Source organism: Holophaga foetida DSM 6591 (genome assembly GCF_000242615.2).
GTDB classification, from domain to species: domain Bacteria; phylum Acidobacteriota; class Holophagae; order Holophagales; family Holophagaceae; genus Holophaga; species Holophaga foetida.
On record NZ_KI912268.1, the window covers coordinates 2,466,583 to 2,492,229 of the forward strand.

17 protein-coding genes are annotated in these 25,647 nt (G+C 63.2%); 7 read left to right on the top strand and 10 right to left on the bottom strand.

Going from position 1 to position 25,647, the window contains the following annotated elements; genetic code table 11:
- Window positions 1-330: 330 nt before the first annotated feature.
- The 8 genes from tnpC to HOLFODRAFT_RS0211125 all read right to left on the bottom strand — a co-directional run bounded on the left by tnpC (window position 331) and on the right by HOLFODRAFT_RS0211125 (window position 11,869).
- The gene (gene tnpC / locus HOLFODRAFT_RS0211085; RefSeq protein WP_005031572.1) at window positions 331-1,719 is read right to left on the bottom strand and encodes an IS66 family transposase; all 1,389 of its coding nucleotides are present in this window, start codon (window positions 1,717-1,719) and stop codon (window positions 331-333) included.
- Between the two features lie 94 nt (window positions 1,720-1,813).
- Window positions 1,814-2,671 (bottom strand): ribosome small subunit-dependent GTPase A, encoded by an 858-nt coding sequence (rsgA, locus tag HOLFODRAFT_RS20720; RefSeq protein ID WP_158412950.1) that lies wholly within the window; start codon window positions 2,669-2,671, stop codon window positions 1,814-1,816.
- A gap of 783 nt (window positions 2,672-3,454) precedes the next feature.
- Window positions 3,455-4,123, bottom strand: coding sequence for an ABC transporter ATP-binding protein (locus HOLFODRAFT_RS0211100; protein ID WP_005032999.1), 669 nt, complete (start codon window positions 4,121-4,123; stop codon window positions 3,455-3,457).
- The gene (locus HOLFODRAFT_RS20725; protein WP_005032997.1) at window positions 4,120-4,707 is read right to left on the bottom strand and encodes a 3'-5' exonuclease; all 588 of its coding nucleotides are present in this window, start codon (window positions 4,705-4,707) and stop codon (window positions 4,120-4,122) included. Before HOLFODRAFT_RS20725 ends, HOLFODRAFT_RS0211100 begins: the two co-directional genes overlap by 4 nt.
- Before the next feature lie 3 nt (window positions 4,708-4,710).
- Window positions 4,711-5,934 (bottom strand): FtsX-like permease family protein, encoded by a 1,224-nt coding sequence (locus tag HOLFODRAFT_RS0211110; RefSeq protein WP_005032994.1) that lies wholly within the window; start codon window positions 5,932-5,934, stop codon window positions 4,711-4,713.
- A gap of 167 nt (window positions 5,935-6,101) precedes the next feature.
- A complete protein-coding gene (locus HOLFODRAFT_RS0211115) occupies window positions 6,102-9,164 on the bottom strand; it encodes a ligand-binding sensor domain-containing protein (protein WP_244432666.1) in 3,063 nt (1,020 codons plus the stop codon).
- A gap of 56 nt (window positions 9,165-9,220) precedes the next feature.
- Entirely contained in the window at window positions 9,221-10,765 is a 1,545-nt protein-coding gene (locus HOLFODRAFT_RS20730) for a B12-binding domain-containing radical SAM protein (RefSeq protein WP_005032990.1), read from the bottom strand.
- Complete coding sequence (locus HOLFODRAFT_RS0211125) at window positions 10,766-11,869, bottom strand: PilZ domain-containing protein (RefSeq protein WP_005032988.1); 1,104 nt, start codon at window positions 11,867-11,869, stop codon at window positions 10,766-10,768.
- Between the two features lie 108 nt (window positions 11,870-11,977).
- Here HOLFODRAFT_RS0211125 and HOLFODRAFT_RS0211130 point away from each other — a divergent pair, with 108 nt between their 5' ends.
- From HOLFODRAFT_RS0211130 to HOLFODRAFT_RS0211160, 7 genes are all read left to right on the top strand, one after another.
- Entirely contained in the window at window positions 11,978-13,102 is a 1,125-nt protein-coding gene (locus tag HOLFODRAFT_RS0211130; protein ID WP_005032986.1) for a PilZ domain-containing protein, read from the top strand.
- Window positions 13,103-13,108: 6 nt separating this feature from the next.
- Window positions 13,109-14,230, top strand: coding sequence for a hypothetical protein (locus HOLFODRAFT_RS0211135; protein ID WP_005032983.1), 1,122 nt, complete (start codon window positions 13,109-13,111; stop codon window positions 14,228-14,230).
- Between the two features lie 177 nt (window positions 14,231-14,407).
- On the top strand, window positions 14,408-17,383 hold the full coding sequence (locus HOLFODRAFT_RS0211140; protein WP_005032981.1) for a type VI secretion system Vgr family protein: 2,976 nt from the start codon (window positions 14,408-14,410) through the stop codon (window positions 17,381-17,383).
- A gap of 523 nt (window positions 17,384-17,906) precedes the next feature.
- Window positions 17,907-20,561: a phospholipase D-like domain-containing protein gene (locus HOLFODRAFT_RS20735; RefSeq protein ID WP_158412975.1), complete on the top strand. Its 2,655-nt coding sequence runs from the start codon at window positions 17,907-17,909 to the stop codon at window positions 20,559-20,561.
- A complete protein-coding gene (locus tag HOLFODRAFT_RS23105) occupies window positions 20,558-21,868 on the top strand; it encodes a T6SS immunity protein Tli4 family protein (RefSeq protein ID WP_005032977.1) in 1,311 nt (436 codons plus the stop codon). Before HOLFODRAFT_RS20735 ends, HOLFODRAFT_RS23105 begins: the two co-directional genes overlap by 4 nt.
- 144 nt (window positions 21,869-22,012) lie before the next feature.
- Window positions 22,013-22,843, top strand: a complete 831-nt coding sequence (locus HOLFODRAFT_RS0211155) for an EI24 domain-containing protein (protein ID WP_005032975.1) — start codon at window positions 22,013-22,015, stop codon at window positions 22,841-22,843.
- A 4-nt stretch (window positions 22,844-22,847) separates the two neighbouring features.
- A complete protein-coding gene (locus HOLFODRAFT_RS0211160) occupies window positions 22,848-23,828 on the top strand; it encodes a hypothetical protein (RefSeq protein WP_005032974.1) in 981 nt (326 codons plus the stop codon).
- Window positions 23,829-23,911: 83 nt separating this feature from the next.
- On the opposite strand, the gene HOLFODRAFT_RS25310 is transcribed toward HOLFODRAFT_RS0211160, so the two are convergent.
- Together HOLFODRAFT_RS25310 and HOLFODRAFT_RS0211170 are read right to left on the bottom strand one after the other, a co-directional pair.
- Window positions 23,912-24,175: a PAAR domain-containing protein gene (locus HOLFODRAFT_RS25310; RefSeq protein ID WP_005032971.1), complete on the bottom strand. Its 264-nt coding sequence runs from the start codon at window positions 24,173-24,175 to the stop codon at window positions 23,912-23,914.
- A 34-nt stretch (window positions 24,176-24,209) separates the two neighbouring features.
- Window positions 24,210-25,646, bottom strand: coding sequence for a type VI lipase adapter Tla3 domain-containing protein (locus HOLFODRAFT_RS0211170; protein WP_158412953.1), 1,437 nt, complete (start codon window positions 25,644-25,646; stop codon window positions 24,210-24,212).
- Window position 25,647 lies beyond the last annotated feature (1 nt).

Here is a 25,647-nt window from a genome sequence, read left to right on the forward strand (position 1 = left end):
GTTCTCAAAGAGCCGATTTCGAGGCCCGATTCTACCATTTCCAGGGCCCATTCCCTACAAAATGCCTACATCCAGAATCGACGAGAAGCCTCACCAACGGCCTCGGCAGGGACGGTATTCCCACAGTGGGCGCACAGGAAGGCCTCGTTGGCCACCAGGGAGCTACTAGAGCGAGCGCGATGCTTGCGGTCAGGATTGGCAGCCATGAATCATACCTTCTTCATCTGGCGTTGCTGCTTCGCGATGCCCTTCCATCGCTGCTCCCTTTCACGCCAGTAGCCGTTCAGCCCCCTCCGCATGGAGGGGGTTTCTGATTCCACGGGGACCGCATCAGGCTGTGAAATCCGGTGCGGCGATTCCGACGAGGCTGGCCTTCATGGCCTGAGTCAGCCACTCCAGCAGGTCCACGCCGCGCTTCCGGGCCGTGCCTGCCAGGGTCAGCATGCGCTCCACAAAGCGGGCGCCATGCTCGCTCTCCACCCCCAGGCTCACCTTCCGCCACAGCACCGCCTTGCGGATCGCCCTCTCGGCTTCATTGTTGGTCGGCACCACCCCTTCATGGGTCAGGTAGGTCCAGAGTCGATCCCATTGCCGGAGCAGATCGTTGGCTGTCCCCCGTGCTTTCTTGGTGGTATCGGGGTGCTTCGCCAGGATCTCGAACCGCTCCCGCATCTCCGCCTGGATCGACTGTGTCCCCTTGGCCAGTTCCTCCCGACTGATTTCCTCTTGCTCACACTGGTGCCACAGATGGAAAGCCTTGTCGCTGGCCAGCTTCAGCATGCAGCCCTGGGTTCCCGTCTCACCCTTGCTCTCCAACATCCCCTGCACGTCACGTCGAATGTGGCTGTGGCAGAGCTGGTGCTTGGCCTTGAGGAACTTCTCGTAGGGCTTCCATCGGTCGCGCTGGATGATGCCCGGGTAGTCCTCGCCGAGGATGTCCTTGGCCTGCGCTTGGCCCCGTCCTGGCAGAAGTCGGAAGGCTTCGGCCTCCGCCGTTGCGGCGACCCAGAGCCACATCCGATCCTCTCCGCAGCGACCGAACCCCGTTTCATCGGCGTGCACCACTGGGGAGGCCTTCACCTCTTCGTGGATCGCTCTGGCAGTCGGGGCCACAGCCTCGCTCACCGACTTGCAGCAGGCCGCCACGGAACCCAGGGACATCCGCACGCCAAAGACGGATCGGTGCATCACCATGATCTCCCGCTTGGTCAGCCGGAAGCGCCCCGAGAGCACCCCGGTGAGCGCCTGGAGACGGGGGCCGAAAGCACCCTTTGGGGTCCCCACCGGCGCAGCCGCGCGGGTGACATGCCCGCACCGGGGGCAAGCTTTGGACCACTGCCTCAGCTCCGTGATGAAGGCCCGGAACGCTGGCGACTCGCAGAACTGCCGGATGATGGCATCCCGCCGGGGGGCCTGCTCCAGGGATTCCCCGCAACGCTCGCAGGCCTCGGGATCGGCGTCCTTCACCTCATCCACCTCCTCGGGCGGAACCTGCTCCCGGGTCTTTCCGGCGTGACCCGGCTGACCGCCGCGCTTCCGTCCACTCGGATCTACCGGTGGCTTGCGCTTCCTACCCATGTCCGAACTGGGGGGCTTGGAGCTGTTGCCGGAGTTCTGGGTGATGCGCGCCTCCAGATCCGCCACGCGCCCCAAAAGCTGTTCCACCATTGCCTTTAGGGCCTGGTTTTCAGAGATCAGCTGACGCTCGTTCTCGCTCATTCCATGAGCATGGCCACCCTGAACGAAAAGTACAACCTAATGGCTCATATGGACTGAATTTGTAAGCGTCCATCCCCCTGCGGGGGCTGAACGCTTACTCACGCCATAGTCGCTCACTGGATCGGGCTTCGGCGTATTCAACCTCACGACGTAAACGCAGGAAAGCCTGGTAGCGGACCGGATCGAGGCATCCCTCCATCAAGGCGGCCTGCACCGCACAACCAGGCTCCGCCTGATGAGAGCAGTCCCGGAAACGGCAGTCCTGTGCAAATCCCTCCACGTCAGAAAAGGTGGATTCCAAGTCCGATGATCCGGCCACCATGCCCACCTCCCGCAGGCCCGGCGTATCGATGAGGCACCCTCCAGTCGGCAGCAAGAACAGCTCCCGGAGTGAAGTCGTGTGGCGCCCCCGCCCGTCAGAGGAGCGAACGGCCTGGATCCTCCTGCCCTCGAAGCCAAGCAAGGCATTGAGCAGGGTGGATTTGCCAACCCCGGAAGAGCCCAGAACCACCGCAGTGCGGCCTTCCTCGAAGAGAGAACGCACGGCCTCCAGACCGAGGGTCGTCGGCACGGAGATTGGCAGGACGGGAATGCCCGGAGCACATGCTTCGATACGGCTTACATAGGACGCTGGAGCATCCACGAGGTCGGCCTTTGTAAGCAACACCGCCGGTTCGGCACCGCTACCCCAGGCCAGGGCGATAAGGCGTTCGAGCCTGGCGGGGTTGAAGTCCCGATCAAGGCCCATGGCCAGCAGCACCCTGTCCACGTTGGCGGCCAAGGTTTGGGTCCGCCCACTGGGACCTGCCTCCTGGCGGGCCAGAAGAGTGCGGCGCGGCAGGAGGTCATGGGCCAGGCAGGTGGTGCCTTTGAACTGCACCACCAGCCAGTCTCCAGCGCAGAGTTGGAGCCCCCCCTGCGAGAGGCGGTTCAGGAAGCGACCTGAGGGCATGGCCCAGCCTTCACCACCAGCCGACTGAACCAGAAGCAGGCCCCGAGATGCGGCCAGCACTCGAGCAGGCAGGCATCCCGATGGAAGGGGCGAGCCCGCCATGGCCTCGTTCCAACCGAAGGGGCGGAGGGAGGAAAAGAGAACGTCAGGGCACGGCGTCGCGGCCGCCCCGGAAAGCAGATTGTGAAACATGGTTCGAAGTTCCTGAAGAGGCGCAAATGGAAGCCGACCCTTGGCAGGGGCGGCGTAACACGCAAAGCGAAGACGGGGCTGAGTTAGACCTCAGCCCTCCCGACTTCTTCCGCCAATAGATCCAGGTTGAACAACGAACACGAGAAGGACATCCACACTCCGAAAGAACAGAGTAGCAGTGACGAGTCATGCAGTCGCAACCGCATTCTCCCATCCCCACTCTGCATCCGGACTGGGAACCCGGGAAAAGCTACCGGGGCTTGCTGGCCTGTCGCACCCGGCGGATTGTGCGGTCCATCCCGTAGCCAAGCAGAGCGCACACAAGGGCATTGATCAGGACCCGGAAGGTATCGTGAGCACTGTTCCGAGTGGCAAGGACAAAAATCAGGAGCCAAAACAATTGGTTCGCAACCCTAAATACCATCCCTTGACCCCCCCGGTGTTCGCCTTCCAAGCCTGGCAGTCGGCGGCTTGTTAGCCGTCCACCTGGGCAGAGATCCCCGCAGACCTTCTCGAGGTTAAGCCTATCGGCCGGTGTGATCCATGTCACGGGTTCCTTGCCGGGAAAGCAGTCCTCACCTCGTCGAGGGATCAGCCCTGCAGCGCCCTCCCCAGCCGCTCCACCCGCTCGCAGCGCTGGGCCAGGGCTGGGTTGTGGGTAACGATGAGGGTGGTGGGGCGCAGATCGCCGTGGAGCTTGAGCAGGAAGCCGAAGACCTCTTCGGCGGTCTCGGGGTCCAGGTTGCCGGTGGGTTCGTCCAGGAGCCATAGGCTGGGCCTGCGCACCAGGGCCCTGGCCAGACCCACCCGCGCGGCCTGACCGCCGGAGAGGGTGCCGGGGAGGCGGTGGGCCAGTTCCGGCACATTGACACGGTCCAGAAGCTCAAAGGCCCAGGCTTCTCCTTCCGGGTTCAGGTCGCCGGAGATCCGCAGGGGCATCAGCAGGTTCTCCAGCACCGTGAACTCCGGCAGGAGGTGGGGTTGCTGGAAGGCCAAGCCCACATGACGGCGGCGATAGAGGGCCCCGGCCTCCGGCTGGTTCAGGGGCACCTCGTCCTCGCCCACCTGGATGGTCCCCTCCTCCCAGTGGTCCATGGCGGCAATGCAGTTGAGGAGGGTGGTCTTGCCCACACCCGAGACCCCCACCAGAGCGCAAAGGCACCCGGCCTCCAGCGCCAGGGAATACTCCTGGAATACCGGGTGTTCCGCCCCCTGATATGTCTTGGAGATTCCCCTGATAGAGAGGCGTTGGCCGATCATCGCATGTGCTCCACCAACTTCCAGTAAAGCTCGAAGGTGGCCAGCGCATCACCAAGGGCGGTGTGACGCTTTTCATCGGGCACTACGATGCCGAAGTGCTCGAAGAGTGCGCTGGAGCCCAGGTGAGGCAGGTCCAGCCTCCCGGCATCCCGCAGCCCCGCGGCGATGCTATGGGTGTCGATCACGCGGTGGCCGAAGCGGGGCTCCAGAAGACGCCCCTGGCTATCGAGGAAGACCCCCAGGTAGTCCCGGTCGAAACTGACATTGTGACCCACCAGGGTGATGGGGCGGCAGGCATGGGGGAAGTGCTGGGCCAGGAAGATGTCCAGCACCACCAGGGCCTGCTCCGGAGCAAGGCCCATCGCCGTGTGCTTCTCCAGGTTGATGCGGTTCACCGCCATCCCTCCCTCGGTCACCACATAAGGGTCGTGCTTGATGAGGATCTCCAGGCTGTGCCTGACGCCCTGGGGACCACCCACCACAAGCCCCAGGCTCAACAGGCTGTGCTTGCGGGGATCCAGCCCCCCGGCTTCGGTGTCCAGGAAGAGATAGTCGGACCAAGTATTTTCAGGGGTGCAGCTCATGGGTCACTCCGCTCTCAGGGCATTGACAGGGTCCACGCTGGAGGCGCGACGGGCGGGGTAGCGGGAGGCCAGCCAGGCCACCGCCATGGGGAAGATGGCAACCACGCAGAGGTCGCCCGGGGCCAGCTTGAGGGGCAGATAGGTGAGGAAGTCGTAGACCGCCTCCGGGAGCTGGATGAGTTTGAAACGGTCGGCGATGAGGCAGAAGGGGATGGCCACCGCCATGCCCCAGGCGGTGCCCACGGCTGCGATACGGAGTCCCTGGAGCTCGAAGATCCGCTCGATCTGGCGGGGCGTAGCCCCCAGAGCCAGGAGGGCCCCCAGATCCCGACGTTTCTCCGTCACCAGGATCACGAGGCTGGCCACAATATTAAAGGCTGATACCAGGACAATCAGGCTCAGGAGGGCACTGGCGATCCACTTCTCCAGACGCATGGCTGAGAAGAGCTGGCGATTCTGGTCACGAAGGTCATGGGTCATGAAGCCCCCCCCCAGGGACTTCAGCACCGAGCCCTTCACGGCATTGATGGACTGGAAGTCCTGGGTGCGCACGCCGATCATCTCCGCCTGATCCGTGGCGGCGATGCGCTTGGCGTCCTCGATGTGGATGTAGGCCCAGTTCTTGTCGTATTCGCTGATGTGGCTCTCGAAAGTGCCCGCCACCCGGAAGGCCATCATCCGGGGCTGGAAGCCGGAGAGCCCAACGTCCAGCCGCACGAAGACGACAGCCACCGTCGCTCCCACAGGAATCTGGGCAGCATCAGCGGCCCCCTTGCCCAGAAGGATCTCTCCCTCCCGGAGCTGCTCCACGGGGGTCGGGCGCACCTGCTCCAGGATGCTGCTGGTCCGGCGGGCGGTGGTGGGGTCGATGCCCACCACCTGGACGGGATTAGCAGGGGTGCCCGCATCCGAGAGCTTCAAAAGGCCCTTCTCCAGGCGGAAGGGGCTGGCGGCCACAACGCCGGGGGTAGCCCGGATCCGCCGGAGGGCATCGGCGGTATCCGGGATCTCACCCAGACGGTGAGCCACCGTGAAGGGGGCTGTCGCGGTGAAGAGGTTGCGCTCGATCTCCTTCTGGAAGCCGTTGCCAATGGCCATGCCCACCACCATGGCGAAGACCCCGAGGGCCACCCCGAAGCGGGCAAAGCGCACCATGACCCGGACAAAGGCACCCTTCTTCCGGGTGCGGAGATAGCGATGGGCCACAAAGGCTTCGAAGAGACGCATGAAGATAGCCTAGCCGCACTGATTCATGAGTTGGCGCGGAATGAGGCGAAGCGGCCAAACAGCCAGCCCCCCCCGGACCGACACGGCGACGAGCACGGCTTCGCCGGGTGAGGAGCGGGGGTCCGGGGGGACGCAGAGGCCGCTTGCGGCCGGGCGGTCCCCCCGGATTAACCGAAGACCTGCCCACTCCTCCGACCGAAGGGATCCTTGTGATTGGAAACGGCCTCCAGCACCCCCTCGTCCAACAGAGTCCCCATCTCCCAAGGGATGCGGGCCCCGTGTTTCGCCCGGTCCAGACCAGCCCTGGCTTCGATGCCCACCCAGGCATCACGGCCGGAGTTCTTGGCGGCATAGAGACAGGCATCCGCGATCTCCGTCGCCCGCTCCCAGCTGACCCAGTCCAGATCGGAGGGCTGGAAGGGGAAGGCAGCAAATCCGATGGAGGCGGTCCACCGTATCACCTCGTCACCGTTGTGCAGGAGTTCCTGGGCCACCAAGCTCCGGAGACGCTCGGCCACCTGGGGAGCCTCGCTGCGGCTGCAGTTGCGGGCCAGGATCAAGAATTCCTCCCCGCCCATGCGGATTACGGCATCCGACTCCCGGGCGGCCTTCTTGAGCACCTGAGCTGTGCGCTGGAGGATCCGGTCCCCGACCCCATGCCCGTAGCGATCGTTCACTTGCTTGAAGTTGTCCAGGTCCACCATGAAGAAAACCAGATCCCGATTAGGAATAGCCCGGCCCAGCGGGGATTCCCGGTAGACCCTCAGCACCTGAGCCGCCTCCTCCTCGACGAGCAGGGAGAGGAAACGCCGGTTGTGCAGGCCCGTGAGGGCATCCGTCAGGCTCTGGCTCTCCAGAGCCTGGTTGGCCTCATGGAGGGACGCGTTGGCCATGCGAAGGGCCTCGGTACGCTCATACACCTCTGCTTCCAGGCGTTCCTTGACCTCGGCCAGACGCCTGATCCGCCATCGGATCCAGAGATGGACAAGAATGCCAATCACGAGGACCGTGGCGGCAATGGCCCACCAGGACCTCCACCAGAACTGTTCCACGTGGAACGCGAAGGTTGCCGAAGGTCCGAACGCCTCACCAGGGTATGCAGCCCGCACCTCGAAGCGGTAGTCTCCGGCGGGAAGCGAGGGATAGCGGGCCTGACGGACATCCGTGGCTCGCCACCCATCCTCCAGACCCACCAGCCGGACCTGATAGATCACCGAGGGCTCATCCACATAGGTCGCAGCAGCGAAGCGGAACTCCAGGGTCGACAGAGCCCTGGGAATGGAAACCTCACCGTGTTCTCCCTCGCGGCGGAGCTGCCCCCCCCAGTAGACCTGCAGGATCGTCGCCAGGGGCGAGGGCAGAGGCACCGGTTCATTCCCGGCCAGCAGATGTATCAATCCCCGGGTGGTGCCAACCCAGACATCACCATTCCCCTCCACCAGCATGGCCCCTCCGTTGCCCTCATCCGGAGAACGGTCCACCCCCCGCCCCAGGCGGAAACTGCTCTTCTGGCGCACCCTGACCACACCCTGATCCGTGGAAACCCACAAGGTCCCCTTGGGATCCTCACCTAAGGCATAAACCAGGTCCGAGGGCAGGCTCCCCTGGGCATCGAGGTGCTCCAGAACCCGGAGCTGGCCATTCTGGAGCAGCACCTTCGTGGCCCCCGAGGGCTCCGTGTAGTAGACCCAGACCGCCCCGTCTGCCGCCAGACCCAAGCCGTCCAGTGCGGTTGCCCTCAGACCCTCCTGCTGGGTCCAACGCCGCCAGACCCCGTTCTCCCGTGCGAAGAGCCCCTGGTTGGTAGCCACCCACAGCCGCCCGGCACCGTCCTCCAGGAAGGCCAGAACCTCCAGCTTGCCTTTGTGTAGCTCCCCTGGAAGGGACTCGGAGATGACGACATCTCCAGACGCGCTCACCCGACCCAGCCCGCCGGACTCCTGAGGGCTGAACCAGAGCGATCCCCCGCGGTCCCGGTACAGGGAGCGGATCGGCGCCTTGAGGCCCAGGGGTGCAACGGAGGGGCTGTCCTGCCCAGGGCACAGGAGGAGGGGGGCATGATCAGCGGGAGCGATCCACAGACGACCCAGGCCATCCTCCGCAAGGTAGTAGACCACCATCCCCTCGGTTCCCTGCACCTTCACCCAGCCGCTGGGGGCGAGCCAGGCCAGCCCGCTGTTGGTCCCGGCCCATAGCCTCCCTCGAGAGTCCCGGTACAGGCTCCAGACCAGATCACTGGGCAACCCGTCCACCTCATGGAAGGTCCTGACGTAACCACGATCCAGCATCCTCGAGAGCGAGGCGCTGGCCATCCATAGATTTCCCTCACGATCCACAAGGGAGGCGTTGACCCACTTGGCCGGCAGGCCCCTGGCCTGATCGATGACGGCATGTTCCTCGCCCCTGACCCAAAGCAGCCCATTGTTCGTGGGCACCCAGACGCGCCCAAGTTCATCCCGCTTCACCTGTCCGCCGGAGTAGGCGGGGGCCGGCAGAATGCCGGAAACCATGTGAAGAGTGGAACCACCATCCAGGTACCCGAGGGCCCGGGTTCCCACGAGCCATAGCCTCCCCGCGCCATCCTCCACGAGCCCGTTCAGAAAGGGCTCAGGGAACTCCGTTAACTGGGCTCGGATCGCCCAGCCGCCCTTCCCCTGCGCCCACTCCCACAGGGTCCCATCGCAGAAGACCAGAATGGACTTCCGGCTGGGACTTGCCGCGAAGGCCCGCTGCTTCCCGACAGGGCTATCCACCACTCGCTGGAAGTTTTCCCGCTCGCTCTGCAGGTAGAGACCATCCTTGCGGAGAAGCCAGACCCGCCCATCCCAGCCCCTCAGAATCGAAGAGGGGCCAGGGGGAAGAGGCGCCCCCCCAACCATCGGGGGGCGGAAGGTTCCCTCGTGGAACAGGGCAGCCCCCTGGCCGGCCGTCACAGCCCAGACACCCCCTCCCTGATCCTGGACCACACGCAGCACCAGGCTTTCGGGCAGTCCATCTCTGTGGCTCCACTTGCGGAACTGGCTCCCGTCGTAGCGAAGGAGCCCCGTCTCGGTGCCGATCCACAGGAAGCCCCGGGAATCCTGCTCCAGGGAATTGATCGTGGCGTCCTTGAGCCCCTGTTCCGGACCATACACCCGGAAGCGGAATCGTCCCTCAGGCTCGGCAGCCGCCCCACCCAGGCCCGCCATCAGGGCGAGGACCCAGGAGCAGACCACCCGAACCCAACCCATCAAGTGTCCCCCCCATGGCCCCGCCACCAGATCCATCGGACGGAGCCTGGATTGGATTAGTCCAGTCCAAGCTCAAGGGCCAGCGCATGGGCTTCGGGGTGGCGGGGCACAAGCCGCAGAACCTCGCGCACGTCCTCCCGGGCCCCCCGGGACTGGCCGAGGGACTGGCGCAGCAGGGCCCGCTTTAGGAAGCCCCAGGTGCTGCCTGGTTCACGACGGATGATCTCCGAGTACTCCGCTTCTGCCTCCTGGAAACGCCCGGCCCCCTCGGCCGCCTCGCCGCAGAGGACCTGGGTGACGGCGCAGTACCCCAGCCACTTCTTCTGTTGGGCGAAATCGGCAGGTCGATAGGCCGCCTTGGGCCTAGTCTTCTGGGCCACCTGGTCCAGGTGCTGCAGGGCCTTCTCGGTGTGGGCATCCACCCTGGCGAATACTTCGGCGTCCCCCGCAGCCCGGAAGAAGTCCCGGCTGATGCGGCCTTCGGCCCGGTACTGGGCGAAGAGACGGGTTCCGGGGTACACCGCCAGGGGAGAGATCTGCACATCGTGAGGACGGGTCTCCCGGATCAGGGCCCCGCTCTGCTCCACATCCTCCCAGGTCTCACCTGGGATGCCCGTGATGAGGAATATGCCGAGATTCATTCCCACCCGGCGCACCAGCGCCATGGACTCCCGGACCTTCTGCATGGAGGTGCCCTTGTCCAGGGACTTGAGCACCCGCTCACTGCCGTGTTCCACCCCGAACTGGAGGAATTCACACCCGGCCCGCTTCATGGCCACCAAGCGTTCCTCGTCCACCAGGTTCACTCGGCTCTGGCAGTTCCAGAAAGGGTGAAGATCGGAGCCCTGGATGAGGCCCATCAGTTCCATGGTGCGCTTCCGCTGGGCCGTGAAGGTGTCATCCCGGAAGCTGAAATAGGTGAGGCCGTGCTCGGCCTGGAGAAGCTCCATCTCCCGGACGACCGAGACGGGGCTGCGGAAACGGATTCCGCTGCCCCAGTATTCGGGGGTGTTGCAGAAGGTGCATCGGGCCGGACAGCCACGCGAGGTGCTGAGGTAGGCAAGCTGCTGGGGATCCCGCAGAAAGTCCGCCTCGAAGTGCTCCGCGGGGATGAGCTCCAGGCTCTGCAGAGGCGGCTGGGAGGGCGTCTCCCCCCCCCGGAGGATGAGCCCAGGGGTGCGGCGCCAGTCCTCCCCGGACTTCCGGCGATGAACGATGCCCAGGAGGGGGCCCTCCCCCTCGCCCTTCACGATGGCGTCCAAGGCGGGGCACTCCTCGAAGACCTCCGCCGCCAGATGCGTAGGATGGGGGCCTCCGGCCAGCAGCAGGGCCCCGGGGCAGGCCTCCCGCGCCAGTTTGAGAAGCTCGAAGCTGCGCTTACGGTTGAAGGTGAACATGGAGACGCCGATGAGACCCGCCCCCTGCTCCCGGAAGTAGGCCAGGATCTCGCGGTTCGACTTGCCCGAAAGGTTCGCCAGGCAGCAGGGGAAGCCCTGACTCTTGAGGGCCGCCTGGAGGTAGCCCAGACCGATGGGCAGGAAGTCCATCCATTCGTCACCAGCCCCGCTCCTGGGGGCGCTGTATACCAGCAGAGTCTTCAATCACCCCTCCTTGGGCGGTTCGGCATGTCGCCGGAGGATGCCCTGCACCAGACGCTGGAAGAAGGGACCAGGCTTGGGCCCCAGGACATAGGCGCTGGCAGCCTTCATATCGTTGGCCAGTTCGAAGAGGGGGCCGCTCTCGATCTCCGTCCCCAGAAGCACGAAGGGGGCCTGCTTCCCGAGAGATTCCGCCAGGGTCTTGAGCCTGCGACGCTCGTCCAGGTTGCCACCGGGCAGGTGGAGAAGGAAGAGACCCGCTCCCTCATTCACAGCCTCCTTGAGGGCCTGGAGGGTGGGAGGCACTCGCTTGAGGACGGGAATCTCCGGGAGGATCGCCCTCAGGGTGTCCTCCACCTCCGAAGAAAGCGAGAGAAGGACCACTTGACTGGAGCCTCCCCGCTTCATGGCGACTTCGCTGAGCGCAGCCGAGGCACTCCGCTCGATGCGCTCCTTGTCCTCCTCGCGCTTCTTGAAGACCCATCGACTCAGGTCCCCCAGAAGCACCGTGGGAAGGGCAGGAACGAACTCGATGCCAAGAACCCGATCCTGGACCCAGCGAGCGACCGCCGTCCAGTTGATGTGGATCTCCTCCGTGAGGGGGATGGTGACGTGCAGCTTGGCTCCAGTGCGCACGAAGCCCTCAATGCTCTCGGTGGTGCTGAGGAACCTCGCCCCACCGGGACAGATGTTCTGGAGCTGAGCCTGGTGGAGTTCGAACCTGGAGTCGCTGAAGGTCACAGAAACCCGGCCCACCCGTTCCACCCGATAGTTCCGCCTCAGTTCGTCATCCTGAAGGGTGGGAGGAATGGAAAGCCGGATGGTGCGCCGCCCCTCATGCACCCCGAAGCCCACCATGCGGGTGTGGCCCTCCAGGAACTGGGTGAGATGGGGGAAGCGGAAGCGGAGATCGGGATTCCGGAGACCGTACATGACCTCCTCGGCGCTCATGCCGATGCGGACATGAATCGCATCAGAGTCCAGACGCACAAAGCTCGATTCGAACTTCAGATAAGGCGTCACCAGGATCATCAACTCCTTGTTGACGCAAGCTACGCCCAGGATCTCCCGGATCACCATCTCCCCTGTGATGACTGTCGCCGCCATAGGACTCCGTCGCCTGCACTCAACATAGCATCGTGGACAATCGGTTTCTTGCCAATGAAAGTGGGAGCAGGGCCATCATAATCAGGAATCACCCCCTGGGAGGACAGGTTGGCCAGCGTCATCAAGAACACAGAGGAGATCCGGGAGATTCTGGGAGAGGCCTGCGCCCGCCGGGAACTCCTGGTTCTCGATACCCCTTACCTGCGCTTCGAATCCAACTTCCTGGCCCTCCAGGGCGGCGAACTCCAGGTCCAGGCCACCATGAGCCGAGAGGATGCGGTCTACGGGCTGAGGACCTCGGATCTCAAGATCCGCTTCCCCCATGGCCTGGGCTTCTATGAGGCCCCGGTGAAGATGCTTGGCCTGGACATGATCGAGGGTCGGCGGACCCTCCGCCTCTCCGTCCCCAGACAGATCCTTGAAAACGACCAGCGGGGGGCCTATCGGGCTGAACGGGTCGGCCGGGTCACCACCACCTTCAGCACCCCCAAGGCCCAGCTCCTCACGGCTGGCCTGGTGGATCTGAGCACCACCGGCGCCAGGCTCCTGGCCCAGCGTGACCTGAGCGTGGAACACCTCATGGTGGAGGATCGGATCACGGTGAGCATTCCCCTCTCCGAAGAGATCCAGGTTCATTCAGAGGCCATTGTGCGCCACCTGGACACTCGCCGCATGGGCATCGAGTTCGTCCCCCCCCTGCCCAGATCGGTCCAGGAGCCCCTCTCGCGGTGGGTCTTCATGAGACGGGAGGAGGAGCAGGAGCGTCTGGCCCGACGCCTGGAGATGAAGGGACCCCGCGCCACCAGTCCCGAGAGCGCCCTGCCCCCCCAAGGCATCCTCCTGGTGAGCGACGACCCAGGGCTGGAGGAGGCACTTCGGGAGCCCCTTCGGGTTCTGCGCTCCATCTTTCGAGTCCAGCCCACCATTCAGTCCATGAAAGACGCCCTGACCTCCAAGCCATCGCTGGTGATCTTCCACATCCGCGACCTCAGCCTGGACCAGCGGAAACGCAGCCGGACCCTGGTGGAACTCGCCGCCGGGAAGGCGCCGGTCCTCATCCTGGGCACAGAGGTTGACGGTTCCACGCTCTTCGAACTCTCCAGCGCATGGAAGGCTGCCAGTGCCATGGCCTGGAGCCCCCAACGTGGCCCCTTCCTGGAACGCCTGGCCCAGGGCATCATACGCAGACACTCCAGTGGCGGCGAAAGCCCCATAGCTCCCCGTGAACATTGAGACGGCATGACGAACGAGAAGAGACAGAAGGGCGGCCTGACCGGCCCACTGAGGGACGAGGTCCTGAGCGAGCTGTGCGAGCGGAAGGCCGCCATGCTCCTGGCCACTCCCTACCTGAGCTTCGAATCCCGCTTTCTCGATCGGGACGGTGACAAGCTGCGCATCCGGGCCTCCATGGGACGCGAAGTCGCACAGAACACCCTGGCCAAGCACCCGCTCCGGCTCCGGTTCCCCTGGGAGCTCACCATCTACAGCGGAATCACCCGGATCCTGGACTACGAACAGGAGGAGCACCGCCGGACCCTGGTGGTCTCGGTTCCCGAAGTCCTGGGGGTGGACGAGCAGCGGAGGGCCTACCGGGCCGAGCGAATGGCCAGGTCCCGGGGCTCCATGGGCAGCATTGCAGGAGGCGGGGTGTCCATCCAGTCCTTCGGCCTGGAGAACCTCTCTGTCCTCGGCGCTGGCGTATTCCTGAAGGATTTCCGGAACACCGAATCCTGGCTGCCAGGCAGCATCGTCCAAACGAGCCTCGAACTCGACGGTGGCCCCAGTTTCAGCACCTCCGCCCGGATCTGCCACAGCAGCGGTCCTTACCTGGGCCTCGAGTTCCAGCCCCCCCTGGAAGAACCGACCCTGAGCCTGGTCAATCTGTGGGTGGAAGGCCGCCGCGCCGAGGCCCAGCGCCTGTGGGACAGCCGGACTGAAATCCGCGCCCAGGCCAAGGAAGCCGCCAAGCCCAAGGCCCCGCCCGCAGGCCTGTTGCTTCTGAGCACCGATCCCCACCTTGGCCCCCAGGTCGAGGCGGCCCTGGAGGGCATGCACGAGTTGCGGGTCGTGCCTGCCGTCATGACCCCCTACAGGACCGCCCTGACCCAGCCCCCCCTTCTCCTCCTCCTGGACACCGCAGGAATGGGCAGCGAAGAGCGACGACGGACCAAGGCCCTCCTGGAAGCCCAGCCCCCGGGCTGCCCCATCCTCGTCGTTGGGCGGGATCCAGAGAGCGACCAAGCCCGCACCCTGGCCATGGAACTCAAGCAGGCCAGCTTCCTGGAGTGGAACCCCGGCAAGGGCGCCTCCCTCAGGATCCTGACCCAGGGGCTGATCCGGAAGCACTGGAAAGCGGAGTAGGGCCCGCAAAGGCCCCGCGGAACGGGCTCCAGCCTGGGGTCTAGGGTGCCTTGGCTCCATGCGTGCATTCAGGTTTATTTCATGTATTATATTTCATGTGCTAATCATTATTACACGCAAGGCCAGGCAATAAGCACAACATGAAGTAACCAACGGAACCCTAGAAGGAATACAAACATGAGTCTTTCTGTCTCAGCCCTCTCCGGTCTGTCCTCCCGTCTGCAAAAGTTACCCGAAAGCGTCACGGACCTTCTGAACGCATTCATCAGCCAGGCAACCCGCCTCCTGGAAATCCGCTTCTCCCCCGACAGCGGCATCCCCGAGGGCAAATTCCTGGTCCACCGCATCAAGGGAGAGGAAAGAGTCAACTGGGGCTTCCGCTACGAAGTTTGGGTCTTCTCCCAGGACGCCCACTTCCCCCTCAAAACGCTTCTTAGCGTCCCGACCCAAATCACCATCCTCACCGACAGCGGCGGGAAACGCTTCATCACCGGTGTGATCACCGAGGTCCACAGCGAGGGCTCCGATGGCGGATTATCAACCTACCGCCTGGTGGTGGAGCCCGTCACTGCCGCTCTGCGCCTCGGCCACAGCTCCCAGATATTCATGCAGAAGAATGATCTTGAGATCGTGAAGCTTCTGCTGAACAAGGAGATCCAGGAAAACCCGGTCTTCGGCGCCTGCTTCAGCATCGACAACCGCTGCCTCAAGACAAAGACCTATCCCGTCCGGGACTTCGCCTTCCTCTGCGACGAGAACAAGTGGGACTTCATCCGCCGCCGCCTCGCCAAGATCGGTGTCTCCTTCGTCATCCTGCCCCACCCCGATAGCAGCCCCGAGCACCCCCAGCACAGCCTCATCCTCTTTGACGACCCCCGGGACCTGGACAAGAACGAAGCCGGGGAGGTGCGCTTCCACCGGGCCGATGGCACCGAGGAGGCCGACACCATCACCAGCTGGCAGGCCCAGCGGGTGCTCCAGGTGGGCAAGGTCACCCGCCGCGCCTGGGATCACAGCAATGGCTCGCTGAGTACCACCAGTGAGGAGCTCCTTTCGAACCAGGGGAGCTTCGGCAACGCCCTGGCCTCCACCCTGGAGGACTACCGCCACGAGGCCCCCCTGGAGCACGACGATCTGGCGGGACACGAAAAGCGCACCACCAGCCGGGCCCAGGTCTGGGAGCAGCGTACCAAATGTTTTGCGGGCGAAGGCACCGTACGGGATTTCTGCGTGGGCACCAGCTTCGTCCTGGAGGATCACCCCGTCCACGACGCCGACCCCAAGGCCCAACGGACCTTTGTTCTCACTGGCCTGGAACTGGAGGCCGAGAACAACTTCGGGGGATTGAAGACAGGACACGAGGCTGCCCAGGTCTACACCAACCGCTTCGAGTGCCTTCGCCAGAGCATCCCCATCCTGCCGGAGGAGATCGAGGCCCCGATCCCCGGCCCCATCACCGCCACGGTGGTAGGCCCCGAGGGCGAGGAGGTCCACACCGACGAGGTGGGCCGCATCAAGGTCGAACTCCACTGCACCCGCAAGGAGGATCACCCCCTGGCCGGGGCCACGGGCACCGACCGGGACTGCACCTGGGTGCGCCTGCTTCAGCCCTGGTCCAGCCAGGGCATGGGCGGGGGCTTCCTCCCCCGGGCCGGGGACGAGGTGCTGATCCAGTTCCTGAACAACGACCCCGACAAGCCCGTGGTCCTGGGCGTCCTGCCCGGCGGCCGCCGCAAGCCCGCCATGTTCAGCCTGGCCTCCAGCCTCCCGGGCGACAAGGCCATTTCCGGCATGCGCTCCAAGATGCACAAGGGCACGGGGGGCAACGAACTTCTCTTCGATGACAGCACCAACGAGCTGCGGGCGCGCCTGGCCTCCGATCACGCCAAGACCGAACTGAACCTGGGCCACATCGTGCACCCCCGGGCCCTGGGCCTGGCGGAGCCCAAGGGCACGGGCTTCGAACTGCGGAGCGAAGCCTACGGCGCCCTGCGGGGCGAAAAGGGCCTGCTGATCAGCACCGAAGGCGGCAGCGCCGCCCTGGAATCCGCAGGGCTCCATAGCCAGCTTGAAGGGGGCCAGGAACTCGCCAAGGCCCTGAGCGAGGTCTCCGAGAAGCACCAGCTCGAAGCCCTGGGCACCCTGGAAAGCGCGAAAAAGCTCCAGGAGACCCTCAAGAAGACCGAGACCACCAAGGGCAACGAAATCCCCGCCTTCGCCGACCCCGTCCTGGCCCTCAGCAGCCCCGCAGGCATCGTCCAGAGCACCCCCGCCAGCGTTATCACCAGCGCCGGGGAGCACATCCATCTGGACAGCTGCGGCGACACCGTTGTAGCCGCAGGCAAGCGCATCATGATGGCCGCCAAGGAAGCGTTCCAGGTATTCGCCGCCAAATCCGGCATCAAGGCCATCGCAGGCAAAGGCAACATCGATATCCAGGCCCACGAAGGGAAGATCGGCGTGGTGGCCGACCAGGATGTGCAGATCGTCAGCGCCAACAACAGCGTCGAAATCCTCGCCAAGACCTCCATCCGCCTAGCCGCCAATGGCTGCGAGATCCTCCTCAAGGACGGCAAGATCACCCTCAAGATGCCGGGAAACCTTGAACTCCGCACGGGGGGGATGAAGTTGATGGGGGCAGGAACGGCGAATGTGGACCTGCCCAAAATGCCTCGCGCATCCATACCCGAACGCCAGTTCAAGTTCGATCTGAACCTTGCGGATACGTCCGGGTCAAACGGCCACCCGCTTTCCTTCACGCCATGGAAAATCGCCTGGGGCCCAGAACCCGACGGACTAGCGTGGATTGACGAAGAACACCTGGTTACAGAGGGGGAAACGGATTCCGAAGGACACATCCCGTTGAGCACCGCACAGGAAGAACTCCTTTCCAAGACATACTGCGCTAACCCCGACAGGACTTGGCTGGTATTCCCGGGCCATGTCGTAAAAATCGCTGTGGCACAGGAGCGGGATGATTGGAGCGAGGACGAGAAGCTGCTTCATGCCCTGAGCGCAGCAGATTTCACTCAGGACACCTGTTCCAACCTCTATTCGACTGGCGTTGAATCGGTCATCGATCACGCCCATGCCGTGTTTGGAACCAAATCGAAAGCAGAATTGCTGAATCGCCTGAAAGGCGGGTTGAAATAACATGGGCAATCCTGGCGCCATTGATCAGAAAGTAGATAAAAGCGGGAATTCAACCCGAAAGTCGGGTAAAACACCAGATTGGTGCATCATTGATGGAATCCCACCCTTCGAGGCCAATAAAATTGGCAAGTCATCCGTCGGAGGGCCGCGGGCTGAAATGCCCAATTGGGGGCCGACTTTTTCTCCTCTAAGGTCCGGGAATAATATCAACTTCTTTGTGACTGGCGTTTCCTATTTTGATGACTTGTGCGCCAAGATTGCCTCTGCGGAGCGTTCCATCTTCATAACGGGATGGCAGATTAATTTCGACGTAATGCTTAGTCATGATAAAACGCTCTTTCAATGTTTGAAACAACGGCTCGATGCAAACAGGAACCTCAAGATCTACGTACTACCCTGGATGTCTCCCAAGGTCGGAGTGGATACTGGGGATTTCGAGACCACATTGGCCATCCTCCACCTAAACGCCGGGAGCAAAGGCCGCAAGCGTGCCTTCGTGCTCCCAGCGATTCAGCAATCAGGCATGAGAGGCGCACTGGGAGCTGCATTCTCCCATCACCAGAAGTCCGTCATCATCGACAACAAATATGCCTATGTCGGCGGGATTGATCTGGCCTATGGGCGTATGGATGACCATCGGTTTTCCATCAATGCCGAGTGGCGAAGGAATAACGAGTTGTACAACTCCTGTATTCCTCCCGTGCATTCAGTTACCAACGAGGACAGAGTCAACCACTTGACCCGTGCAGAACTCCTTGCGGCTTGTTCTGATAACTGGAAAGCCGAAACAGTGGCCTGGGGCCTGTCCGCGCCCTTCCCCTGGCTCGCCAAGGTCCTGGACGCGAAGGATACAGCAACCAGTGGCATCAAGGATGGCAGCAAGATGCTCTCCGATGCCTGGAACAGCAGCAGCATCGTCCCGGATTTCCTATACAGTCTTCAGGACAAAGCGGTGGATGCCGCCGCCGAAGAAGTCAGACAAGCCTGGCGCAGGCTTCCCGCAGGCACCAAGAACACCCTTCGGTTTTTGGTTGAGGTCGGGTGCGCCAGCGTGAAAGATGCGTCCACCGCAGTGGTGGCATGGCTGAATGGCGCAAGTCTTGAGCAGTTGCCGCAGTCCTACCTTCACACGGTGGGAAGCATGGTTGAAGCTCTCACTCTGGGCATCGTGACTGTCCTGGGGGACTCCGCAGCCAACAGGAAAGAGCTCTACCGCAATCTGGGAAAGCTTCCCCATATCGCCCCAACAGGTGAATCCGTGGTCGACCCTAAGTGCCAGCCTCGGATGCCCTGGCACGACGTGCATTGCTGCATCCAGGGGCCCTCTGTCTATGACTTGAGCATGAACTTTATCCAGCGCTGGAACAGCATCGCCTGGCTCTATGATCACGAGTTCCGGGAGCGGGCTGAGGCGCTGACCCAGCAAATCTCCCGACTAATCCATTGCAATCTTGCAATCAAGGTCAAGGCTCCGCGCATCCCCACGGGACTTTTCCCTAAAGAGAGCTTTGCCGAGAATGGCGCGTCGGTGCAGGTTCTTCGCAGCGCCCCATCGGCCTTGCTGGAGGATATCGTACGCGCGAAGGGCGTGCCGACAACCGTCCGGAACGCCAGGGCCTATACCAAGGGCCAGAAACAGGACAACTGCCTGAAGGCGATGCTGAAGGTGATCCGTAGCGCCCAGCATTTTATCTACATCGAGAACCAGTTTTTCCAATCGGACTATGGTGCCAAGGGCGACACCCATGGAAAATACTCCGGCCCCATGGGGGCCCTGCTGGACATCAAGCGGAGCCCTGCATACCAGAAGTTCGCCAAGATGCTGGAAATCGAGCGTGTCCCCCTCGACAAGATTCTCAAGCACATCCGCTGGGCCAAGGTGGACGATGTGCTGCGCGACAGGGATGGCGTTCTTTTCTGGAAGGACCTCATGGATGTCCTGAAAAACCATGCCGCCGTTAAGGCGACAACGGGTCTTGGGCACAACCAGAAACATGTGACCAACCCCATCGCCCAGGCCCTGGTGTGGCGCATTCGCAAGGCTATCGTGGAGGATGGCCGGGACTTCCACGTGTACCTGGTAATTCCCGTTCACCCGGAAGGCACCCTCAACACCCTCAACATCATGACCCAGGTGCACCTGACGATGCAGTCGCTCTCCCATGGGCACGACAGCCTGATCAACGGGGTGCGCCGGGCCATCCTCGAAAAGCGCATGCTCAAGGAAAAGGGATTCAAGCCCTCGGATGCTGGCGCGGCGCAGATCCGAAGTGAGCTGAGAAATATGGGACTGAAGAAGTTGAGCGATGATGTGGGCGACGAATGGAGACGCTACTTGACCCTCCTGAACCTTCGAAACTGGGGGATGATCGGTGGGCGTCCCGTGACCGAGCAGGTCTACGTCCACTCCAAGACCCTCATCGCCGATGACCGTGTGGCCATCGTGGGCAGCGCCAATATCAACGACCGGAGCGAGATGGGGGACAGGGATTCAGAGCTGGCGGTGATGATCCACGATTCCAACCAGGTGGGGGTGAAACTCGATGGTCGGCACCCTCATAAGGTCAGCGCCTGTGTTCACGAGTTGCGGAAGAACCTCTGGAAGAAGATCTTCGGCCTGATGGGCAGCGACAAGCCCGCCAGCGCCCTGGCCAGCGTTCTCGACAAGCCCGCTGCCCCGGAGACCTGGAAGGCGATCCAGAAGGTGGCCAGGGTGAATTCGGAACGTTACGAGGAAGCCTTCTGGCACATCCCCCGCAATATCGCGGACCCTCGCTTCCAGGCCCCCGCGCATAAAGATGATAAACCGCCTTGCTCCATATGGCCCGTATGGCGCTACAACGACAGCCTCCACCACGCGAAGGGCGGAAAGATGCTCTACCGCATGCCCTTCGAGGCGGCCTTCTGGCAGGGGGTGGGTGTGCGTGACGAATCCAACTCCTGGCAGACCGGTGCCAAGGCAGCAAACCATGGCCGGGCCCCGGAAAAGGCCCCCCAGGGCGTCCAGGGCTTCATCGTGGAACTCCCCATCGAATGGACCCGGGGCGAGAGCAATGACTCCGGGCAGAACCTGACCATTCTGGCCCAGAAGGAGGGTCTTCCCACCCTGGATGGCCTGGAGCCCGAACGCCCCATGCTCGCCCAGCTCGAATCCACCCCCGAGGAGACCTCCGCATGATGTCCACCCTGCGCTGGCTCGCCATCCTGCTCTGCCTGAGTGTCCTGGGCTGCTCCCGGGGCTGTGCCCAGCAGCCCCCGGGACCCAAGGGCCCCGACCTGGAGGACATCCAGAAAGCCACCCATCCGGGCTACGTCACTCCGCCTGGAATCCGCCAGGAGTGCCTGGGGCGGCTGGTCTTCGATGTCCCCCGGGCAATGGAATGGGGCATCGCTTACACCGCCTGGCGGGATTTTTCCGAAAACCATAACTATGAGGGCTTCCCTGGGGATATTGCTGGGGAGGATGAACACTCCCAGGTGGGCCGCATCGCCATCAGGGTCATGGGACCCGTGCCCAGAAAGGGCCTAGAAGAGCAGATCCAGTTGCATGCGGTGGGGAAGTCCCTTGCCATCAAGAGACTCAAGAGTGAATCGGAGGGTAAAACCTGGACCATCGAAACCTTGAGGGAAAACCCGAACAAAGAGGATCCCATCGCCATTGCCAAATCCCTCCAGGAGCTGGAAACCGATATCCATGAAAATGAAACCAGGAGCAAAGCTATCGAGAAGGCGTGGCACCCCTACGACCTGGAAATCCCGGATAGTGTCGCCTATGTCGCTGGCTCGACCTTGTATGCCTACCTCTGGCGGGATGGCAGGCTGCACTGCTTCATGGATAGTCAAGGGGATGGCGAACCTCCCCTGGAGATCCGCAAACCCAAGTTCGATGCCTTTGTGCGCGCCTACCGCCCGCGAAAGCTCTACGAAATCCCCACGGAGCGCGGCATCTGCCTGCCCTACGGCTTCGTGCCGGACGATGGCACCACGACCTACGATATCAAGGTCTCCCTCCGCTACCAGGACACGCCGGGGGTGATCTACACCCTGGGCACCGCCACGGTGGGGGAGCTGGGCTCGGAACCGGCCTGGTTCCATTCCACCAGCAGCGCTATGGCTGGCATAGGGGGTGAGCTGGAGGGGTACAAGGTCGATCGCATTGGCCCCCGCAGTGCCCGCATCGGTGCCCTCACCGCCCAGCAGGGTGGCATCGTGGTCCACCAGCGCCCCAAGGGGAAAGCCCCCTTCGAGACCTACCTCATGTACACCGGCTACGGCGGCTGGGGGGACTCCCAGGTGCTGCCCACCGTCTCCCTGGATCTGCGTTGTTTCACGGCGGATAAGGAGGGTGCCCCGATCCTGAAGAAGAATCCACCCCCCTTCAGTGTCACCTACTCCCGTTATGAGGGCCTGCTCAAGAGCCTCCGCATGCGCCCCACGATCCCGTTGATGCCGGAATTCGAAAAGCTGAAACCCACCACCAAGTAACTTCGCCTTAGGGCATAACTCGATTGGTTCCTTCCTTGGAAACCCTGGTGATGTGTCGGCGAATCCCTGAAAATACAGGGATTTACTGGGTGGCCCTAAGCCACTTTTAAACAGCACGGCAGCAGTGTCCCGGAGATCCACCGCATGCATCTGAAGCGCCTGAAGAACGCTCTTTGGTGGAAGGCCCTGCGTGAGGCGGGGACCTGCCTCGGTCTGGGGGTACGGGATGCGCTTTCCCGGCGCCTCCTATGGAGGTCGGCCTTCCTGGTCATGGGGGCTTTCGGCTTCTGGACCCTGCTGTGCCAAGTCTTCCACCGACGGATTGGGGAGGTTGCCGATCTGCTGGCCATGACGAGTGCCCAGGGTGTTCTGCTCACGGTCGCGAAGAGCCTGCCGATGTTCCGGGGCGAGAGCATCTTAGACTTTGGCGGCGGGGGCGGGTTCCCGCTGTTGTTGCAGATACTCATCGTCTTGGCGATGGTGGTAGCGGTGCTCGTCGTTCTGGCCTTTCTCTTCGTGGTGGCCACCAGCATCTACCTGACAGCCCCCCGTCTGCTCCTCTCCGAGACGCTTCTCAAAGTGGGTCGCAGGTATGGGGGAGAAACCCCATCCACGCCTCCCGTCGAGATCAAGGGAAGATCCCCCACTCTTCGGGTGTTCCTGATCCTGCTCGCCCTCAGTGTGCCCGTGATCGCCGGGATCACCCTGATCCTTCTGGGCTGCTACATCCACCCGCGCGCCTTATTCGCGGTGGCTGCGAAACGGATGCCCTCCCTGCCCCCCTGGCGTCCCAGCCTCCGATGGCGCTGGAGGCCCTTGCTGCTGATCGGCGTGGCCCTCATGGCCCTGCTGGCCATCCCGGTCTTCAATCTGGCGGTCCCAGCCATCATGTGCACCTCGATTTTACACCTGCTGCTTCGCCCCAATTACCCGACAGCCCATGGCGCCCTTGCACCCAGCCTCGAAAGGGAGTGACGACATGTCCAAGACCCTATTCCTCTGGCTAGCCCAGAACCTGCCCACGTCAGCCTGCTGGTCGATCACCGGATGGACCGTTATTGGACTCCTGGTCGGGGCGGGTCTGGGCCTCGGCATCTTCCTGGCGTTGCGGGCCCGCGGAGGCTATAAGCTGGAACGCCCCCATGCCAAGTGGTGGCGGGGCAGTGTGTGTGCCCTGCATCTGGTGGTGTTCAGTCTGGGCTGCGGCTATGTGGGCTTCTGGGAGGGCGCTTGGCGCACGGTGCGGAATTTTGCGGAAACGAATTCAGTCGTCGCCCTCGCCAGTGAGGAGTTCGGCAAACGGGAAGCCCTGCTCTTCGGGGGGCTTCATTACGCCTGCGCCCTGGCCCTGCGGGCACCACACACCTCGCAGGAGGAGGCCATTCAAACGATCCGCACAGGTGTAGAGCGTTTCGCTGCGGGACAGGAAAAGATGGAGGTCAAGGTCTTCCGGGAGGAGATGGATACTGTGGGCAAGGTCGCCGTCAATCGGGCCCTCGGGGTGGTGAACGTCTATGCCCAGTCCGCCATGCCCGAGCTCGCCAAGGGAGCGGCGGGCCCCATGCTGCAGAAACTCCTTGTGGACCTGGGCGGCTCCATGGCCCAGAAGCAGACCACCAAGGAACTGAAGCGATTTAGGGTGGAGGCCTACCTGGATCCTATCCTGGCGGGGATGTCGGCGGAGGCTGCCCGGGCAGCGACTCCGGGAAGCCTGAGCTATGCCGAACTCTCCAGTTTCCTGGCCCGGGAGGGGCTGATGCCCTGGCTCCTGCGGGCAGCCAGAAGGATGGTCCGCTTCCACCAGAACCTAGCAGCCTTGGTCATGGTCATGGCTGCCGTCCTGCCGATCCTTGGGTTCTGGGCGGTCAGGAGGCGGGACAGGAAGCGTACCCTTGCTGCCATGGGGATGGGGCATCAAGGCGCTCAGAACACTGATTTACCACCTACAGAAGCCCCCTGAAATCCCCACGGAGCGCGGCATCTGCCTGCCCGACGGCTTCGTGCCGGACGATGGCACCACGAACTACGACATCAAGGTCTCCCTCACACCAACCCCACGCCCCCCATACTGGATATCAGGGTGGCGCCGCAGGAGGTCTTGCAACCTTCGAAGGCAACGGGAATCCCGTCCACTAGCTGGGTGGAAACGCCCTCTACGATGGTGCAGTTGTTGTGGCCTCGTATAGGACAGGTGCAGGTGTCGCCCAAGAGGGCCACGGGCACCCCGAGGATGGTCATGCGGCTCGAGGCGCTGATCACCTTGCCTCCGTGGCTCGTGCTGTCTCCCAATCGGATAATTCCTCGCATCTTCAACTCCTTCCATTGACCGTGGGTGCAGCGCTCAGGCGACCGCAGTCTGATGTGGGTTTTGTTCGCTGCCGGAACTCGGCTTTCCCATGGATTCCGTAACCATGAAGAGGCTCGCCTTGCCTTCCTGGCGCAAGTTGACGCTGACCCCCATCCCACCCTCCTCTTGGGCGGCGATCACGGCCAGGGCGAGGCCCAGGAAGGCTCCGTTTGATCCGGCATCCCCCAGGCTGCGGTGCAGATTGACCCCCTGATCGCAGGCATCCCAATCCGGGTCGAAGTCTCCCAGGGATCGGCTCAAGGGCGTGAGCCGACGCCCTTGCTCCGGGGCGCCATAGTCGAAGAAGAGGTGGGCGAGATCTTCCTCGTTCGCCCGGCCATCCATGAGCTCGTTCCATTTTTCCTGGAAGGCCTTGGCTCGGGAGGCTTCACCAATCGTCTCGTAGGTTACGAACTGGGGGCGGTGCAGATGGCCCATGACCGGCATTTTCGAGAAGCTGTCCAGAAGACGCTTGGACCAGACCTGGGGCACCCAGGAGGTGGGCTCAAAGCTCTTGGCCGAACGCCTGGGCTGCTCCTTTTCCCAGAAGGGCTTGAACACGCTGTCGGGGGCTGCCTCCTGGGGGACCAGACGACGCATGGGGTCAAGCCGATCCCGACGACCGAGCACAAGGGCCACCATGGACCACACCACATCCTGCGGGCTGCGGCTGCCTTCCTGAAGAAGGGTCTGGGCCCCTTCCGCACGGAGGCAGTCCCTCAGCACAAGGCCATCCTCGGCCAGGAGGAGCACCGCAGGCACTTCAGCGTTGTTCTCAAAGAATTCGAAGAGGGCTTCCATCACCTGGTCTGGGGTCTCGTCATGAAAGCATTCGACGATATTCAGAGGTTTGCCCGGCAGTCCCGCCTGAGTGACGGCATCGGCGAGGTTGCTCTCCAGGAGGGAGGCCATCTTGGGGTTCGAGAGGGGTGGGCCCGCGATGAAGGTGGGGATGGACCATTCGTCTGTCATCCAGCCCAGGGCCGCCTGCAGGATTTCCGCCTCCCGCTCCATGGCATCGCGTTCCTTTGCTTCAACCCGGATGGGGTACAGATCCGGGTCCTCGGGAAGAACGGAAGCTGTCTCCTCACCCCGGATCGCCTCCCATATCTCCGACTGCCTGAGGTGCTCCGCGGCCAACCCGAGGGAGAGAACCTCCAGATAGAACCTCTTGTGGACCAGAAGTTCCACCTGGCGCGCCTCTTCCTCCTGGCGCTCCCGTTCGGCCTCCCGCTCCGCCGCCAGCTGCTCCTCCTGCTCCCGCTCCCGCTTCCGAACGGAAGGTCGGCGGGCATAGAGGAATAGACCGCCCGCGATCACGAGGGGCGGCAGTATGACCAAGGCGATGCGAACGCCCCTGGGGAGTCTGGCTACCAGGGTGCCAGGCTTGGCACAGAAAGAGAGCGCCCCCCCCCAAAGGGCCGTCAGCAAG

What these genes read in the sequence shown, in the direction of transcription:
- HOLFODRAFT_RS23105 (WP_005032977.1), top strand. Translation starts at nt 20,558, where the DNA reads ATGATGTCCACCCTGCGCTGGCTCGCCATCCTGCTCTGCCTGAGTGTC.
- rsgA (WP_158412950.1), bottom strand. Translation starts at nt 2,671, where the DNA reads ATGCCCTCAGGTCGCTTCCTGAACCGCCTCTCGCAGGGGGGGCTCCAA.
- HOLFODRAFT_RS20725 (WP_005032997.1), bottom strand. Translation starts at nt 4,707, where the DNA reads ATGAGCTGCACCCCTGAAAATACTTGGTCCGACTATCTCTTCCTGGAC.
- HOLFODRAFT_RS0211100 (WP_005032999.1), bottom strand. Translation starts at nt 4,123, where the DNA reads ATGATCGGCCAACGCCTCTCTATCAGGGGAATCTCCAAGACATATCAG.
- HOLFODRAFT_RS0211160 (WP_005032974.1), top strand. Translation starts at nt 22,848, where the DNA reads ATGTCCAAGACCCTATTCCTCTGGCTAGCCCAGAACCTGCCCACGTCA.
- HOLFODRAFT_RS0211155 (WP_005032975.1), top strand. Translation starts at nt 22,013, where the DNA reads ATGCATCTGAAGCGCCTGAAGAACGCTCTTTGGTGGAAGGCCCTGCGT.
- HOLFODRAFT_RS0211140 (WP_005032981.1), top strand. Translation starts at nt 14,408, where the DNA reads ATGAGTCTTTCTGTCTCAGCCCTCTCCGGTCTGTCCTCCCGTCTGCAA.
- HOLFODRAFT_RS0211110 (WP_005032994.1), bottom strand. Translation starts at nt 5,934, where the DNA reads ATGCGTCTCTTCGAAGCCTTTGTGGCCCATCGCTATCTCCGCACCCGG.
- HOLFODRAFT_RS20735 (WP_158412975.1), top strand. Translation starts at nt 17,907, where the DNA reads ATGAGAGGCGCACTGGGAGCTGCATTCTCCCATCACCAGAAGTCCGTC.
- tnpC (WP_005031572.1), bottom strand. Translation starts at nt 1,719, where the DNA reads ATGAGCGAGAACGAGCGTCAGCTGATCTCTGAAAACCAGGCCCTAAAG.
- HOLFODRAFT_RS25310 (WP_005032971.1), bottom strand. Translation starts at nt 24,175, where the DNA reads ATGCGAGGAATTATCCGATTGGGAGACAGCACGAGCCACGGAGGCAAG.
- HOLFODRAFT_RS0211135 (WP_005032983.1), top strand. Translation starts at nt 13,109, where the DNA reads ATGACGAACGAGAAGAGACAGAAGGGCGGCCTGACCGGCCCACTGAGG.
- HOLFODRAFT_RS0211125 (WP_005032988.1), bottom strand. Translation starts at nt 11,869, where the DNA reads ATGGCGGCGACAGTCATCACAGGGGAGATGGTGATCCGGGAGATCCTG.
- HOLFODRAFT_RS0211115 (WP_244432666.1), bottom strand. Translation starts at nt 9,164, where the DNA reads ATGGGTTGGGTTCGGGTGGTCTGCTCCTGGGTCCTCGCCCTGATGGCG.